The sequence below is a fragment of the Dichotomicrobium thermohalophilum genome (assembly GCF_003550175.1).
Classification (GTDB): Bacteria; Pseudomonadota; Alphaproteobacteria; order Rhizobiales; family Rhodomicrobiaceae; genus Dichotomicrobium; species Dichotomicrobium thermohalophilum.
Window position 1 is genome coordinate 1,718,666 of the sequence record NZ_QXDF01000001.1, and the last position, 14,554, is coordinate 1,733,219.

The 14,554-nt window shown below is 65.2% G+C and carries 13 protein-coding genes; 2 read left to right on the forward strand and 11 right to left on the reverse strand.

The window, feature by feature from the left end:
- Nucleotides 1-274: 274 nt before the first annotated feature.
- From ntrC to dusB, 3 genes are read right to left on the reverse strand one after another with little or no spacing between them, the layout of a single operon-like run.
- On the reverse strand, nucleotides 275-1,714 hold the full coding sequence (ntrC, locus tag BXY53_RS07870; RefSeq protein WP_119061283.1) for a nitrogen regulation protein NR(I): 1,440 nt from the start codon (nucleotides 1,712-1,714) through the stop codon (nucleotides 275-277).
- 8 nt (nucleotides 1,715-1,722) lie between these two features.
- Nucleotides 1,723-2,892 carry a two-component system sensor histidine kinase NtrB gene (locus tag BXY53_RS07875; RefSeq protein ID WP_425359182.1) on the reverse strand — a complete coding sequence of 390 codons (1,170 nt, stop codon included), beginning with the start codon at nucleotides 2,890-2,892 and terminating at the stop codon, nucleotides 1,723-1,725.
- Complete coding sequence (gene dusB, locus BXY53_RS07880) at nucleotides 2,889-3,887, reverse strand: tRNA dihydrouridine synthase DusB (protein ID WP_245410389.1); 999 nt, start codon at nucleotides 3,885-3,887, stop codon at nucleotides 2,889-2,891. Before dusB ends, BXY53_RS07875 begins: the two co-directional genes overlap by 4 nt.
- Before the next feature lie 180 nt (nucleotides 3,888-4,067).
- Here dusB and BXY53_RS07885 point away from each other — a divergent pair, with 180 nt between their 5' ends.
- Together BXY53_RS07885 and BXY53_RS07890 are read left to right on the forward strand one after the other, a co-directional pair.
- On the forward strand, nucleotides 4,068-5,258 hold the full coding sequence (locus tag BXY53_RS07885; RefSeq protein ID WP_119061284.1) for a bifunctional 2-C-methyl-D-erythritol 4-phosphate cytidylyltransferase/2-C-methyl-D-erythritol 2,4-cyclodiphosphate synthase: 1,191 nt from the start codon (nucleotides 4,068-4,070) through the stop codon (nucleotides 5,256-5,258).
- On the forward strand, nucleotides 5,252-5,764 hold the full coding sequence (locus tag BXY53_RS07890; RefSeq protein ID WP_119061285.1) for a CinA family protein: 513 nt from the start codon (nucleotides 5,252-5,254) through the stop codon (nucleotides 5,762-5,764). The genes BXY53_RS07885 and BXY53_RS07890 overlap by 7 nt, the downstream gene beginning before the upstream one ends.
- A gap of 124 nt (nucleotides 5,765-5,888) precedes the next feature.
- On the opposite strand, the gene BXY53_RS07895 is transcribed toward BXY53_RS07890, so the two are convergent.
- The 8 genes from BXY53_RS07895 to pdhA all read right to left on the reverse strand — a co-directional run bounded on the left by BXY53_RS07895 (nucleotide 5,889) and on the right by pdhA (nucleotide 14,520).
- Nucleotides 5,889-6,368, reverse strand: coding sequence for a type II toxin-antitoxin system RatA family toxin (locus BXY53_RS07895; protein WP_119061286.1), 480 nt, complete (start codon nucleotides 6,366-6,368; stop codon nucleotides 5,889-5,891).
- A complete protein-coding gene (gene lipA, locus BXY53_RS07900) occupies nucleotides 6,365-7,354 on the reverse strand; it encodes a lipoyl synthase (protein WP_119061287.1) in 990 nt (329 codons plus the stop codon). Before lipA ends, BXY53_RS07895 begins: the two co-directional genes overlap by 4 nt.
- A 102-nt stretch (nucleotides 7,355-7,456) precedes the next feature.
- Nucleotides 7,457-8,608, reverse strand: coding sequence for a DUF8173 domain-containing protein (locus tag BXY53_RS07905; RefSeq protein ID WP_119061288.1), 1,152 nt, complete (start codon nucleotides 8,606-8,608; stop codon nucleotides 7,457-7,459).
- Nucleotides 8,609-8,697: 89 nt separating this feature from the next.
- Nucleotides 8,698-10,101, reverse strand: a complete 1,404-nt coding sequence (lpdA, locus tag BXY53_RS07910; RefSeq protein ID WP_119061289.1) for a dihydrolipoyl dehydrogenase — start codon at nucleotides 10,099-10,101, stop codon at nucleotides 8,698-8,700.
- Between the two features lie 39 nt (nucleotides 10,102-10,140).
- The gene (locus BXY53_RS07915) at nucleotides 10,141-11,517 is read right to left on the reverse strand and encodes a pyruvate dehydrogenase complex dihydrolipoamide acetyltransferase (protein ID WP_119061290.1); all 1,377 of its coding nucleotides are present in this window, start codon (nucleotides 11,515-11,517) and stop codon (nucleotides 10,141-10,143) included.
- A 4-nt stretch (nucleotides 11,518-11,521) separates the two neighbouring features.
- Nucleotides 11,522-11,971, reverse strand: a complete 450-nt coding sequence (locus BXY53_RS07920; RefSeq protein WP_119061291.1) for a hypothetical protein — start codon at nucleotides 11,969-11,971, stop codon at nucleotides 11,522-11,524.
- 60 nt (nucleotides 11,972-12,031) lie between these two features.
- The gene (locus BXY53_RS07925; RefSeq protein ID WP_119061292.1) at nucleotides 12,032-13,417 is read right to left on the reverse strand and encodes a pyruvate dehydrogenase complex E1 component subunit beta; all 1,386 of its coding nucleotides are present in this window, start codon (nucleotides 13,415-13,417) and stop codon (nucleotides 12,032-12,034) included.
- Nucleotides 13,418-13,470: 53 nt separating this feature from the next.
- Nucleotides 13,471-14,520: a pyruvate dehydrogenase (acetyl-transferring) E1 component subunit alpha gene (gene pdhA, locus BXY53_RS07930; protein WP_119061293.1), complete on the reverse strand. Its 1,050-nt coding sequence runs from the start codon at nucleotides 14,518-14,520 to the stop codon at nucleotides 13,471-13,473.
- Between the last annotated feature and the right edge of the window lie 34 nt (nucleotides 14,521-14,554).

Sequence of the window (14,554 nt, forward strand, 5' to 3'; positions counted from 1 at the left end):
GCGCAGATCATGTTTCAACCTTCCAATGCCGCCGCGACGCACGAAGTCACCGCGCGGCCTGTCCATCACGGAGAAACTGAAAACGCGACGAGTCGATGACTGGGCGCAACAATGTTGCAATTTGAGAACATGCTTGCCAGCCAAATCGGCAAAAATTGTGGCGGATTTGCCGCTTTGGTCCCCCGTGGCGGGGTTTTCTTAACGTTAAGCGCGGGGCCGGCGCAATGCACCTTTCTGGCGAATCAGCCGTCGCGATTCGCCCCGGCTCGCGTGATCACGCGAGCGAGCGCACGAGGCGGATGTCATGTTCGCGAATCTTCTTGCGCAACGTGTTCCGATTGAGGCCCAGAAGCGCCGCCGCCTTGATCTGGTTACCGCCCGTGGCCGCCAGCGCCGCGCTGATAAGCGGTTGTTCGACCTCGGTGATCACCCGCTCGTAAAGGCCAGAGGGCGGCAGGTCCTCACCGAACTGGGCGAAATAGTCGGTCAGGTAGCGGTCCATGAAAGCGGACAGGCTGCTCTCGTCTGTGGCCTCGCCCGGGCCTGCGCTGCCGCCCGAGCCGGGCAGTTCGCCGGCCACCACATCACCCGTGATCTCGTCTTGCGCGTAGAGCGCAGCGAGCCGGTGCACAAGGTTTTCCAGTTCGCGGACATTGCCCGGCCAGTGGTACCGCTTGAGAAGCGCCATCGCCTCTGGCTGAATGGTCTTGGGCGGGAGCCCGCGCTTTTCCCCGGCGGCGAGGAAATGCTGCACGAGATCGGGCACGTCCTCCGCGCGCTCACGCAGCGGCGGCACGCGCAGCGGGACAACGTTCAGCCGGTAATAGAGGTCCTCGCGGAACTGGCCTTGCGCGATCTGCGCATCCAGCGATTTGTTGGTCGCCGCGACGATCCGCACATCGGTGCGAATCGGCGTGCGTCCGCCCACCGGCATGTACTCGCCCTCCTGCAGCACGCGCAGCAGCCGCGTCTGGGCCTCCATCGGCATGTCGCCGATCTCGTCGAGGAACAGCGTGCCCCCATCCGCCTGGCCGAAGCGGCCGACGGAGCGGGCATGCGCGCCGGTGAAAGCGCCCTTCTCGTGGCCGAAGAGCTCCGATTCGATCAGTTCGCGCGGGATTGCCGCCATGTTGATCGCGACGAACGGCCCGTTGCGCCGGCGGCCATAGTCGTGCAGCGCGCGTGCGACCAGCTCCTTGCCGGTGCCGGATTCCCCGGTGATCAGCACGGTGAGATCAGTCTGCGTGAGCCGCGCCATGACGCGGTAGACATCCTGCATCGCAGGAGAGCGACCCACGAGCGGGAGTTGCTCGTCCGGCGGCTGTGCCGACATTGCCGCGGGCTTCTTCGGCTCCTTGAGCGCGCGCGCGACGACCGCGACCAATTCCTTCAAGTCGAAAGGCTTGGGCAGGTATTCGTAGGCGCCGCGCTCGGCCGCGGTGATCGCTGTCATGAACGTGTTCTGCGCGCTCATGACGATGATCGGCAGTTCGGGACGCAGCTTCTTGATCCGCGGGATCAGGTCGAAGGCATTTTCGTCGGGCATGATGACGTCGGTGATGACAACATCGCCCTCCCCCTGGCTCACCCAGTTCCAGAGCGTCGATGCATTGCCCGTAGCCCGGGGGCTATAGCCCGCGCGCGCGAGTGCCTGATTGACCACCGTGCGGATGCCCGCATCATCGTCAGCGATCAGGATGTTGCCGTGGCTCATGGTTTCTTTCACTCATCTGTCTGCCGGTCGCGCCGCGACTCGCGGTGCATCGGCATAAGCAGCCGGAATGCGGTCTGGCGCTGGTCGGTATCGCATTCGATGACGCCGCCGTGGTCGTTGACGACCTTCGCCACCATCGCCAGGCCGAGTCCGGTGCCCTTTGGCTTGGTCGTTACGAAGGGGTCGAACAGGTAGCTGCGGATTTCCTCGGGCACGCCGGGGCCGTTGTCGCAAACGCTGATCTCCAGCGGCAGGCTGACCCGCGTGCTGGAGTTCGGCAGGGTCAGGCGGATGCCGGGCCGGAAGGCGGTGGCCAGCGTGATCTGCCCATCGGTGCGTTCGGGGCCGATCGCCTCGGCGGCATTCTTAACCAGATTGAGGATCGCCTGGATCAGCTTGTCGCGGTTGCCCGGCACCGGCGGCAGCGAGGGGTCATAGGCCTGCACGAACCTGATGTTCCGGGCAAAGCCGCTCTCGGCGATGCGCATGACGTGATCGAGAACGGTATGGATGTTGATCGGCTCGCTCTTGTGGGGGCGCTCGTCGCCGAACACTTCCATGCGCTCGACCAGCCCGCAGATGCGCTCGGTCTCGTCGCAGATGAGCTGCGCAAGGGCCTGATCCTCCGGCTGCGCACCCGACTCCAGCAATTGCGCCGCGCCGCGTATGCCCGACAGCGGGTTCTTGATTTCGTGTGCCAGCACCGCCGCCAGGCCGGAAACCGAGCGCGCCGCCCCCCGGTGCGTCAGCTGCCGCTCGATCATCTGCGCCATGGTGCGCTGCTGGAGCATGACCATCACCAGTTCGCCGTGCTCAAGCAGGGGGGCGGCGAATACGTCCACGACGCGGTCCTTCGCGCCGTCCGGCATGGTCAGTTCCACGCCGTACTCGTTGACGGTCGCGCGTGTCTGGCGCACCTGGCGGATCAGCGCGAGCAATGGGCAGGAAAACGCGACGAGATCGTCCGCGGTGCGCCTGCGCAGGACGTTTTCACTTGCGTCGAAGAACACTTCGGCCGGGAAATTCGCGGCAAGGACCTCGTTCTCCGGGCCGAGGACAAGCACGGGGTGCGGCATGGCGTTGAGCAGCGCCTCGTAGTCCGAAAAGCGCTTCGGCTCAGCCCGCGCGGTTTCGCCCGCCTCCGCTGCCGGATGTTCCATCAACTGATCCGCCTTCATGCGGCCAACTCCGTGATCGGTTCGGCGTAGAGCGCCGCCAGCGCATCGCGCACCCGGTCCGGATCGCTCTCGCGCATCAGGCTGGCGCGCCATTGCGCCCGCTGGGTCTGGGGTACCGGGGCGTTGTCGATATAGGCGGCAACATGCTTGCGCACGCAGCGCACCCCCAGCTCCTTGCCGTAATGGGAAATGGCGCGCTCATAGTGCGCCGCGATCTGCGAGGCTCGCTCCCAGGGCGCTTCCGCCGGGGCGGGCCGCCTGGTCAATTCGGCCGCAACTTCCGTCAGCAGCCAGGGGCGCCCCGTTGCGCCCCTCCCGATCATCACGCCATCCGCGCCAGAGAGCGCCAGCGCCTCGCGCGCATCTGCCGCGCTGCATATATCGCCGTTCACAATGACCGGAATCGGCACGGTCTCTTTGACCTGACGGATGAAGCCCCAGTCCGCCGTGCCCTTGTAGAACTGGCAGCGGGTGCGCCCGTGCACGGTGATCATCCGGACCCCTGCATCGTAGGCCGCGCGGGCCAACTCTGGCGCGTTCAGGCTGTCATGGTCCCAGCCCATGCGCATCTTCACCGTGACCGGCACGCGCGCTGCGCCGACCACGGCCTCGATCAGCTTGAGCGCCAGCTCAGGCTCGCGCATCAGCGCCGAGCCCGACAGTCCGCTCGTCACCTTGCGCGCCGGGCAGCCGAAATTGATGTCAATAAGCTCGGCGCCCATGTCCTGCGCCAGCCGCGTGGCCTCGCTCATCCAGTAGGGGTCGCGTCCGGCGAGCTGCACGGCGAACGGCGAGATGCCCTTGCCCTCGGCGCGCAACAGGACGTCCGGTTTCTGATCGGCCAGGTACTGCGCCTGCACCATCTCCGAGACGACCAGTCCCGCGCCGTAGTCCTGCGCCATGACGCGGAAGGGCCAGTCGGTAATGCCAGACATGGGCGCGAGCAGCACGTTATTGTGCAATCGCAAATTGCCGATCTGGATCGCCGTATCCAATGTCTCACTCCTGTCAGTGCTGCGAAATTATGCACATCATTCGCCCGCTTATTCAATAGGCAACTTTGAGAACAAATGTTCTCTTATGGCCTTCAACCGGTTTAGCGCGCCGATAAATCCGTTGGCAATCGCCCGGCACGCGCCTAGATTGCGGCGGTTGAATTCGAGGGTGAGCGCAAATTGACCATTGCCGCGTTAATTGTCGCAGCCGGTCGCGGAACCCGCGCCGCCACGCCGGGCGCACCACCGAAGCAGTACGCGCGCCTTGCCGGGCAGATGGTGCTCACACGCACGCTGGCGCTGTTCTGCGCACATCCCCTGGTGGATCGCGTGCTCGCCGTGATCGCAGAGGAGCATCGCGGCTGGTACGAGCAGGCCGCAAGCGGTCTGCCCGACCGCGGCAAGCTGCTGCCGCCGGTCGCGGGTGGCACAGAGCGGCAAAGCTCCGTGCTGAACGGTTTGAATGCGCTGGAGGACGCAGCGCCGGAAATCGTCCTGGTTCACGACGCTGCCCGGCCGCTGACTCCGGCAAATGTGATTTCACGCGTGATCGAGGGCGTTGAGACGCACGGGGCGAGCATCGCCGCGGTGCCGGTTGCCGACACCCTGAAGCGCGGCCAGAATGAACTGATAGAAGGCACAATTGACCGCACCGGTCTCTGGCGCGCCCAGACCCCGCAGGGTTTTGCCTATAAGGCGATTCGCAACGCGCACGAGGCGGCTGCACAGAGGCAGGTGACCTTCACGGATGACGCGAGCATCGCCGAATGGGCCGGGATGCGCGTCGCATTGGCGATGGGGTCCGAGCGCAACCTCAAGATTACCAGCCGGGAGGACATGGCTTTGGCGGAGAGCCTGATCGCACAAGGGGCCGAGACCCGCGTCGGCACCGGCTTCGACGTCCATGCCTTCGGTCCGGGTGACACTGTCTGGCTTTGCGGCGTGCCGATCCCGCACGAGCGGGGCCTGGTTGGGCATTCGGACGCCGATGTGGGCCTGCACGCTCTGACGGACGCGATCCTCGGGGCGCTCGCCGCAGGCGACATTGGCGCACATTTCCCACCCTCCGATCCGCAGTGGCGCGCGGCTGCGTCGCACATCTTTCTCGAACGCGCGGCCGATGAGGTTGAAAGGCGCGGCGGACGTATCGTCAACGCGGACGTCACGCTGATCTGCGAGGCGCCGAAGATCGGCCCGCACCGGCAGGCGATGCGCTCCGCCATCGCCGAGATCTTGCGTGTGCCCGTCAGGCGCATCAGCGTGAAGGCGACCACCAGCGAGAAGCTGGGCTTCACCGGCCGCAGGGAAGGCATTGCTGCGATGGCCACGGCAAGCGTGGCGGTCCCATTCAGCGGAGACGAGACATGCTAGACGGCCAGCGGACCGAGCAGGCGCGCAAACTGATCGACCTTTGCAAGGAACGCGGGCTGATGATCGGGACAGCGGAGTCCTGCACCGGCGGCCTGCTTGCGGCGTGCATCACGGCGGTGCCCGGCTCGTCAAAAGTGTTCGAGCGCGGCTTCGTGACCTACGCCAACGACGCCAAGATAAAGATGCTCGGCGTCGATGCCGACCTGCTGGCCGCGCATGGCGCGGTGTCCGAGCCGGTCGCGCGAGCGATGGCCGAAGGGGTGCTGGCACGCGCGCCCGTGGACCTCGCGGTAAGCATTACAGGCGTTGCCGGCCCGGGCGGCGGTTCGGCGGAGAAGCCGGTGGGGTTGGTGTTCATCGGCAGCGGGCGCAAGACCCTTGATGGACCAGAGGTGACCGTCGAACGCTGCGAATTCGGGGACGTGGGCCGAAACGTGGTGCGCGAGCGAACCGTCGCGGAAGCCCTCGATCTACTCATGCGGCTCGCGCAACGATCCTCAGTGTGAACCACCAGCGCCGGAGCTGCCCTTCGTCGTTGCCGGGCGCACCCCGGCAACCCAGTGAGGGATGTCTCATGGATGCCCGTGTCAAGCACGGGCATGACGCCGCTCTCACTGATCGGAACGCAGCCTAGACGTTTTCGGTACGGACACGCCGGTCGGCCTTGCCGTAAATCTGGTCCGCGCGGGCCTCGAAGGCCGTCACGAATTTGCGGAAAGCCCGGTCGAACATCTGACCCATCAGCATCTGCAAGGCCCGCGAGCGGAATTCATAGGCGAGGTCGAAGCCAATCTCGCAGCTATGGTCGTCAAGGGGGGTGAAGTCCCAACGATTCTCCAGGAACTTGAACGGGCCGTCGACATACTCGACGAGGATGTGCCGCTGCTGCGGACGCAGAGTCACGCGTGTGACGAAGGATTCGCGCAGGAAACGGTAAGCGACGGTCATCTCGGCGACCAGCACGTCGCCCTCATCATGACGCTCCCGCTCCTTCAGGATCAGCCGCTCGCACAGCGGCACGAATTCCGGATACCGCTCCACATCGGCAACGAGCGCGAACATGTTGTCCGCGGAATGCGCGACGCGGCGGGTCGTGCGGAAATGCATCATGCCGGCTGCGCTCCAGCGTTTGCCGCCTGCCGCGCCGCGCGCAACCGCTCAAAGTCCTCGCCAGCGTGGTAGGACGAGCGCGTCAGGGGGCTGGCCGAAACCATCAGGAATCCTTTGGCATAGGCCGTACGCTCCAGCGCGGCAAATTCATCCGGCGGGACGAAGCGGTCCACCGCGGCGTGCTTGCGCGTCGGCTGAAGGTACTGGCCGATCGTGAGGAAATCGACATCCGCGCTGCGCAGATCGTCCATCACCTGCAGAAGCTCGTTGCGCGTCTCGCCCAGCCCGACCATCAAGCCGGACTTGGTAAACATCTCCGGGTCGACCTCCTTGGCGCGCTGCAACAGCCGCAGCGAGTGGAAGTAGCGCGAGCCGGGCCGGATTTCGAGATAGAGCGAGGGGACCGTTTCCAGGTTGTGATTGAAGACGTCGGGCCGGGCTTCGATCACCTGCTCCAGCGCGCCGTCCTTGCGCAGGAAATCCGGCGTCAGCACTTCGATCGTCGTGCCAGGCGAGGACTCGCGAATACGCCGGATCACTGCGGCGAAGTGCCCTGCCCCGCCGTCGTCGAGGTCATCGCGATCCACGGAGGTGATCACGACATGGTTGAGACCGAGCGCCGCGACTGCTTCGGCGACATGCGCCGGCTCGTCAGGGTCGAGGGGCGCGGGCCGGCCGGTCGTGACGTTGCAGAAGGCGCAGGCGCGGGTGCAGATCTCGCCCATGATCATCATCGTGGCGTGCTTCTTTTCCCAGCACTCGCCGATATTGGGGCAGCCGGCTTCCTCGCAGACCGTGGCGAGCTTCAGCCCGCGCATGATGCGGCGCGTCTCGTGATAGCCTTCAGAGACCGGCGCCTTCACGCGGATCCATTCCGGCTTGCGCTTGAGCGGCGTATCGGGCCGGTTCCGCTTTTCCGGATGGCGGAGCGCAGCGCGGCCGCTTTCCGCGCGCGCCTGTTCGCGTGTATCGAGAATTGTGACCATGTGATCCTTGTGCCCGGTTTAGACGTGCCCCAACGTTCCATTGTTCCAGAAATAGGCGCCCGGCTTCAAGCGGTAAAGGGATGCGGCCGGGGGCCGCGCCGGTCAGTAGCCCGTGGGCGGCGTCTCCGGACGCAGCCGCGCGAGCACCGTAATGACCACCGCGCCAAGCCCCATCAGGATCGCCAGGAAGACCAGGATCGCCCCGGCGATGGGGATCAGCCCGACCAGCGTCAGAACGAGGATCCCGAGCGCCATCAGCCCGATGCGCCCGCCAGCGCTCAACGGCTCGCCTGCCCGGTTGGCAACCCACTCACCCAGGCCCAGTCCCGCACCAGCCAGCCCAGTGATGATAAGGACCGGAGCGGAGAACAGGATCGCAAGTCCCAGCGGGAAGCCGACGAACAGCGCCACCAGGACCGCCGCACCAATGAACACGGCGAGCAGCGTGACAATGCCCCGCAGCAGGCTGCCCCCGGGTCGCTCCATGAAGGTATCGATGGCCTGCTCGACAGCGCCGCGCCCAAGCCAGATCGCCAGCAAGCCGAGGATGAACGCGCTGATGGCAACGATCACCGGAGCAATCAGGGCCGCCAGAAGCGCGGGGAACCCGCCGCCCTCCGGCCAGTCGGCATCTTCCAGCCCGAGGGTCACCAGCCGCCCCCCGATCTGCGCCTGCCGGGCAATTTCAGGACGCTCGTCCGAATAAATCTCCAGGTCACCGCCGATCTCGGCTTCTTCGCCGACTCGCACCTTTTGACCGCGGATGATGACATCGCCCGTGGTCTGGCCGTTAAAGGTGACTTCGGCGCCCGAAAGGCTGACACCGCCGCCGCCGCGCCCGCGGAAATCGACGAGGGCGCCCGCGGCGCGGACTTTCCCGTCCAGCAGTGCGTCCGGCGCGAAGGTCACCCGCGCGCCCGCCACGCGGGACTCGCCGCCGACCCGCGCCGTGATGTCAACCTCCGCGCCTGTCACATTGAGCGCCTCGCCCACACGCCCGGCGATATTCACCCGACTGCCTGCGGCCCAGATATCCGTGCCGGCCTGCGCGTCGATGTCGACGATGGCGCCGGCCGCCCAGATGTCGCGCGCCGCCTGCCCGCGCACCCTGACCGAGGCGCCGGCGGCCCAGACATCCGGCTCGCCCTTTGCGTTGACGGTGACTGCCGCACCCGCACGCCAGACGTCCTCCGCCCGCGCCGAGGGCGCCAGCATGGCAACGGCCAGCAGCAAGACAGCGAGTGCACGCAGCATCGACGGTCCTCCACAGCTCTCAGGCGATCAGGCGGCCCGGCGCGCCCGGACGCGAATCCCCGAGGTTGTAGACCGGGAGGCGCGCGCAATCAAATGTGAATGACCCGATCGTAAGCGTCGAGGACCGACTCGTGCATCATTTCCGACAAGGTCGGGTGCGGGAAGACGGTGTGCATGAGTTCGGCCTCGGTGGTCTCAAGCGTCTTGGCGATGCCGTAACCCTGGATCAGTTCCGTGACCTCTGCGCCGAACATGTGCGCGCCCAGCAGTTCGCCGGTCGTCGCATCGAAGACCGTCTTCACCAGCCCCTGATCCTCGCCGAGCGCCAGAGCCTTGCCGTTGCCCTGGAACGGGAAGCGGCCAACCCTGACCTCATGCCCGGCCGCCTTGGCCTCGGCTTCGGTCATACCAACCGATGCAATCTGCGGATTGCAATAAGTGCAGGCCGGGATGTTGTCGGTCTCCAGGGGGTGCACATCGTTGACCCCGGCGATTTTCTCGACGCAGATGACGCCTTCGTGGCTGGCTTTGTGCGCGAGCCAGGGTGGCCCTGTGACGTCGCCGATGGCGTAAATGTTCTCAACGCCCGTATAGCTCCATTCGTCGACGACGATGTGGCCCTTCTCGACCTTCACGCCGAGGTCTTCCAGACCGATCCCCTCGACATTGCCGGTGATGCCGATGGCGAGGATCACGCGCTCGAAGCTCTTCTCTTCCTTCTTGCCATCGGCAGTCTGGATCGTCGCCTTGACCTTGTTCTTCCCGGCGTCGAGCTTTTCGACCTTCGCCCCGGTATGGATCGACATACCCTGCTTCTCGAAGGTCTTGCGGGCCAATGCGGAGATCTCCTCATCCTCCGCCGGCACGATCCGGTCCATGATCTCGACCACTGTCGTGTCCGCGCCCATCGTGTGGTAGAAGCTCGCGAACTCGATCCCGATTGCGCCAGAGCCGATCACCAGCACCGATTTCGGCATGGTGTCCGGCACCATCGCTTCCTTGTAGGTCCAGATCAGCTTGCCGTCCGGCTCCAGACCGGGCAGCGTGCGCGCCCGCGCGCCGGTGGCGAGGACGATGTGCTTGGCCGTGACTTCATTCGGCCCGCCGTTCTTCGCCGCCACGGCGATCTTGCCGCCGCCCTTCAGCGTCGCCTCACCGTCGATGACCGTGACCTTGTTCTTCTTGAGCAGATAGCCGACGCCGCCGGCGAGCTTTCCCGCAACCTTGCGCGAGCGTTTGACGACCTTTTCCGTGTCATAGCTGACATCCTTTGCAGACAAGCCGAATTGATCCGCGTGCTGCATGAGGTGATAGACCTCGGCCGTGCGCAGGAGCGCCTTGGTCGGGATGCAGCCCCAATTGAGGCAGATGCCGCCCAGGTGCTCGCGCTCGATGACGGCGGTTTTCATGCCAAGCTGCGCGCCGCGGATCGCGGCGACGTAGCCGCCCGGGCCAGCGCCGATTACGACGAGATCGAAGGATGTGTCGGCCATGAATGCCCTCTGTTCGGTTGGCTGCTGCGGCGTTATAGCTCATGCCAGCATTGTCACCGGCTCCTCGATATAGCCCTTGAACGCGCTGAGCAGTTGCGCACCGAGTGCGCCATCGACCACGCGATGGTCACACGACAACGTGCAGGCCATGACCGTGGCGATCTCGATCTCGTTACCCTTCACAACGGGACGTCGCTCGGCCTGGCCGATCGACAGAATGGTGGCGTGCGGCGGGTTGATCACCGCGTCGAACCGGCGGATGCCGTACATGCCGAGGTTCGAGATAGATGTGGTGGCGCCCTGGTACTCGTGCGGGGCGAGCCGCTTCTTCCGCGCGCGATCGGCCAGTTCCCGCATCTCTGTCGAAAGCTGGACAAGGCTCTTCTCGCCCACATCGCGCAGAACCGGCGTGAACAGCCCGCCCTCCACAGCGACGGCGACGGCGACATCGGTGTGCTTCGAGATCAGGATTCCGCTGTCGGTCCAGACTGCGTTGGCCGTGGGCACGTCGCGCAGCGCGAGGCCCATCGCCTTGATGATAAGGTCGTTGACCGAGAGCTTGTAGGTCCCTTCGCCTTCCTTCGGCGCGCGGGCATTCAGGCGCTGGCGTGCGGCCATCAGCGCGTCCAGCTCGCAGTCAATCGACAGGTAGAAGTGCGGGATGGTGCTCTTGGCGACCGTTAGACGCTCGGCGATGGTCTTGCGCATGTTGTCATGCGGGACAAGTTCATAGCTGTCCGGCTCGAACATCGCCATGATCTGCTCGTCCGACATCGCCTTCGGCGCGGCCGCCGGCACGCCGGGAGCAGCCGCTGCGGCGGGCGCCACGGCTGTTGCGGGGCCCTCCTTTGCGGCGCGCTCCACGTCGCGCTTGATGATCCGGCCGTACGGTCCCGAGCCCTGAAGCTGGGTCAGCTCAAGCCCGAACTCGCGCGCGAGACGGCGGGCCAGCGGCGAGGCGCGCACGCGGCCCGCCTGTCCATTGGGCGCAGGTGCCGCCTCTCCTGCCGGGTGCGTGCCTCGGCCATAACCTGGCGCCGGCTGGCTCGCTTCAGCAAGTCCCTCCCCGGTCGCGGCGGCCTCTTCGGCCTGCGGGGCAGCCGCTTCTTCTGCTTGCGCGGCAGGCTGCTTCGCGGCTTCGGCGTCGAAGCCTTTGAGTGCCGATTCGTCCTCGCCTTCGCCCAGCAGCACGGCGATCGGCTTGTTCACGGCGACACCCTCCGTGCCCTCGTCGACGAGTATCTTGCCGAGGGTGCCTTCCTCGACCGCCTCGACCTCCATCGTGGCCTTGTCCGTCTCGATCTCGGCCACAACGTCGCCGGGGGCTACGGTATCGCCCTCCTTGACCAGCCATTTCGCAAGCTTGCCCTCCTCCATGGTGGGCGACAGCGCGGGCATCAGAATCGGTATGGGCATGGCGTTATCCGCTCAGGGTCCGCGTGGTTGAGACGGTTTCGGGCTGTTTCCAGCGATAGCCGAAGGTGAGATAGGCAAGCGCCAGATAGACGATAAACGCGACGGCCCAGCCGAGCAATGCGCCGACATAATAGAAGTCGAAATTGCTGCCCACCTGCGCCATCCAGCTGCGCACGGCCTGCTGACTGGTCAGCGGGATGTTCGCGTTTTCCCAGTTCATCACGAGCACCTCGACGATATCGCTGACGGTGAACGACATCGCGCCCAGGAACAGGAAGCTGACACTCAGCACAAAGAAGGCGAGGAGCCGCAGCGGCAGCGGGGCAATGCCGAGAAAGAAATAAAGCGCGGCGATGTAGGCCGATACGATCGTAAAGAACACCGAGAACAGGCTGAGAATGAAAGTCAGCGCGTCGATCCGCCCCTGCGTCAGTTCGCTGAATTCCATCCCCATCACCGGCCTCCGGCCCCACTGGTCAGGCCCTTTTCGTTGATGCCCCGTCCTTCGCGCGGCTCAGTCGACATACATCACGGATTTGGCCGCCGCGACCACCTGCTCGGCGCTGGGCAGCGCCAGCTTCTCCAGATTGGCGGCATAGGGCATCGGCACATCCGCGCCTGTCACGGGGGTCGGCGGCGCATCGAGATAATCGAAGGCTTCGCGTGCCACCTGCGCACAGACCTCCGAGGCGACCGAGGCGATTGGCCAGGCCTCCTGGACGGCGACCAGCCGATTTGTCTTCTTCACCGATTCGATCACGGTGGCCATGTCCAGCGGGCGCAGCGTGCGCAGGTCGATCACCTCGGCCTCATAGCCTTCGGCGGCGAGCTGCTCGGCGGCCTCCAGCGAATAGACCATGCCGCGTGAGAACGAGACGATCGTGACCGCGTCGCCCTGGCGCACGACCTTGGCCTTGCCGATCGGCACGACCCAGTCGTCCAGCTTCGGCACTTCGAAGCTGTGGCCATAAATCATCTCGTTTTCGAGGAACACGACAGGGTTGGGATCGCGCACGGCCGCCTTGAGCAGCCCCTTGGCGTCGGCGGCGGAATACGGCGCGATCACCTTCAGGCCCGGTACATGCGCGTACCATGCCGAGTAGCACTGACTGTGTTGGGCCGCCACGCGCGATGCCGCGCCGTTCGGTCCGCGGAAAACAATCGGGCACTCCATTTGGCCGCCGGACATGTAAAGCGTCTTGCCGGCCGAGTTGACGATCTGGTCGATCGCCTGCATGGCGAAGTTCCAGGTCATGAATTCGACGATCGGCCGCAGCCCCGCGAAAGCCGCGCCAACGCCCACGCCGGCGAAGCCGTGTTCGGTGATCGGCGTATCGACCACACGCTTTGCGCCGAATTCGGCGAGAAGCCCTTGCGTGATCTTGTAGGCGCCTTCGTATTCGGCGACCTCTTCGCCCATCACGAAAACATCCGGGTCGCGGCGCAGCTCCTCGGCCATCGCATCGCGCAACGCCTCGCGCACGGTCTGCGTGACCATCTCCGTGCCCTGGGGGACCTCTGGCTCAGCGGCGACCGCAGCGGCAGCTTCCGGCGCGGGCGACGGTGCCTTAGCCTCAGCCGTTGGCGCTTCGGCTTCGGCCGCGGGCGCTTTCGGCTCGGGCTTCTCCGGTTTTTCGCTGATTTGCGATACATCCTCGCCGTTGCTGAGGATGACAGCGATCGGTGTGTTCACTTTCACGCCCTCGGTGCCTTCGGGCACGAGGATCTTGCCGAGCCGCCCCTCGTCGACCGCCTCGACCTCCATCGTGGCCTTGTCGGTCTCGATCTCGGCGATCACGTCGCCCGAGGTGACCTCGTCGCCCTCCTTCACCAGCCATTTGGCCAGCTTGCCCTCCTCCATTGTGGGCGACAACGCGGGCATCAGTACTTCAGTGGGCATCGGCGTTTCCTTGTCCTCGTGTCACTTCGCGTGGAGACACTTACTGGCGCGGTTCAGGCGTGCGACGGCAGCGTCACATCGGTCCACAGCTCGGACGGATCCGGCTCTGGCGCCTGCTGAGCGAATTCCGCTGCCTCGTTCACGATCGCGCGGATTTCCTTGTCGATTTCCTTCAACTCGTCTTCGCTGGCCTCACCCGCGTTGATCAGCCGCTCGCGGACCTGCTCAATCGGGTCTTGCTCGGTCCGGATTCTCTGCACTTCGTCGCGCGAGCGGTACTTCGCCGGGTCGGACATCGAGTGACCCCGATAGCGGTAGGTGATCATTTCCAGGATGATCGGGCCGTTGCCGGCGCGTACATATTCCGTCGCTTGCTTGCCGGCGGCGTGGACCGCGCGCACATCCATGCCGTCGACCTGTTCGCCGGGGATGTCGAAGCTGCGCCCGCGCTGTGAAAAATCCGTGGTCGAGGACGAGCGCTCGACGCTCGTACCCATCGCGTATTTGTTGTTCTCGATGATGTAGATGACGGGCAGGTTCCAGAGCTTCGCCATGTTGAACGATTCGTAGACCTGCCCCTGGTTCGCGGCCCCGTCCCCGAAATAGGTGAAACAGAGATTGTCGTTCTCGCGGTACTTGTTGGCGAAGGCCAGGCCAGTGCCGAGCGGCACACAAGCGCCGACGATGCCATGCCCGCCGTAGAAGCCCTTTTCGACGGAAAACATGTGCATCGAGCCGCCCTTGCCCTTCGAATAGCCGGCCTCCCGGCCGGTCAGCTCGGCCATCACCCCCTTGGGGTCCATGCCGGTGGCGAGCATGTGGCCGTGGTCGCGATAAGCGGTAATCACCTGATCGCCGTCCTTTGCGACCATCTGCATGCCGGTCACGACCGCTTCCTGGCCGATATAAAGGTGGCAGAAACCACCGATATAGCCCATGCCGTAGAGTTGGCCGGCCTTTTCCTCGAACCGGCGGATAAGCAGCATGTCGCGATAGGCCTGCAATTCCTGTTCACGGCTGAAGGCCGTTACGTCGTGTCCGTTGCCGCTATGCTTCGGCGCGTCCGCAGAGGCCGCAGCCGCGCTCGATGTCTCACTCGCCATGAAATCCTCCAGGCGCTCATTGCTCGGCAGTTGC

What these genes read in the sequence shown, in the direction of transcription:
- ntrC (WP_119061283.1), bottom strand. Translation starts at nt 1,714, where the DNA reads ATGAGCCACGGCAACATCCTGATCGCTGACGATGATGCGGGCATCCGC.
- BXY53_RS07875 (WP_425359182.1), bottom strand. Translation starts at nt 2,892, where the DNA reads ATGAAGGCGGATCAGTTGATGGAACATCCGGCAGCGGAGGCGGGCGAA.
- BXY53_RS07890 (WP_119061285.1), top strand. Translation starts at nt 5,252, where the DNA reads ATGCTAGACGGCCAGCGGACCGAGCAGGCGCGCAAACTGATCGACCTT.
- BXY53_RS07895 (WP_119061286.1), bottom strand. Translation starts at nt 6,368, where the DNA reads ATGATGCATTTCCGCACGACCCGCCGCGTCGCGCATTCCGCGGACAAC.
- lipA (WP_119061287.1), bottom strand. Translation starts at nt 7,354, where the DNA reads ATGGTCACAATTCTCGATACACGCGAACAGGCGCGCGCGGAAAGCGGC.
- BXY53_RS07905 (WP_119061288.1), bottom strand. Translation starts at nt 8,608, where the DNA reads ATGCTGCGTGCACTCGCTGTCTTGCTGCTGGCCGTTGCCATGCTGGCG.
- lpdA (WP_119061289.1), bottom strand. Translation starts at nt 10,101, where the DNA reads ATGGCCGACACATCCTTCGATCTCGTCGTAATCGGCGCTGGCCCGGGC.
- BXY53_RS07915 (WP_119061290.1), bottom strand. Translation starts at nt 11,517, where the DNA reads ATGCCCATACCGATTCTGATGCCCGCGCTGTCGCCCACCATGGAGGAG.
- BXY53_RS07920 (WP_119061291.1), bottom strand. Translation starts at nt 11,971, where the DNA reads ATGGGGATGGAATTCAGCGAACTGACGCAGGGGCGGATCGACGCGCTG.
- BXY53_RS07925 (WP_119061292.1), bottom strand. Translation starts at nt 13,417, where the DNA reads ATGCCCACTGAAGTACTGATGCCCGCGTTGTCGCCCACAATGGAGGAG.
- pdhA (WP_119061293.1), bottom strand. Translation starts at nt 14,520, where the DNA reads ATGGCGAGTGAGACATCGAGCGCGGCTGCGGCCTCTGCGGACGCGCCG.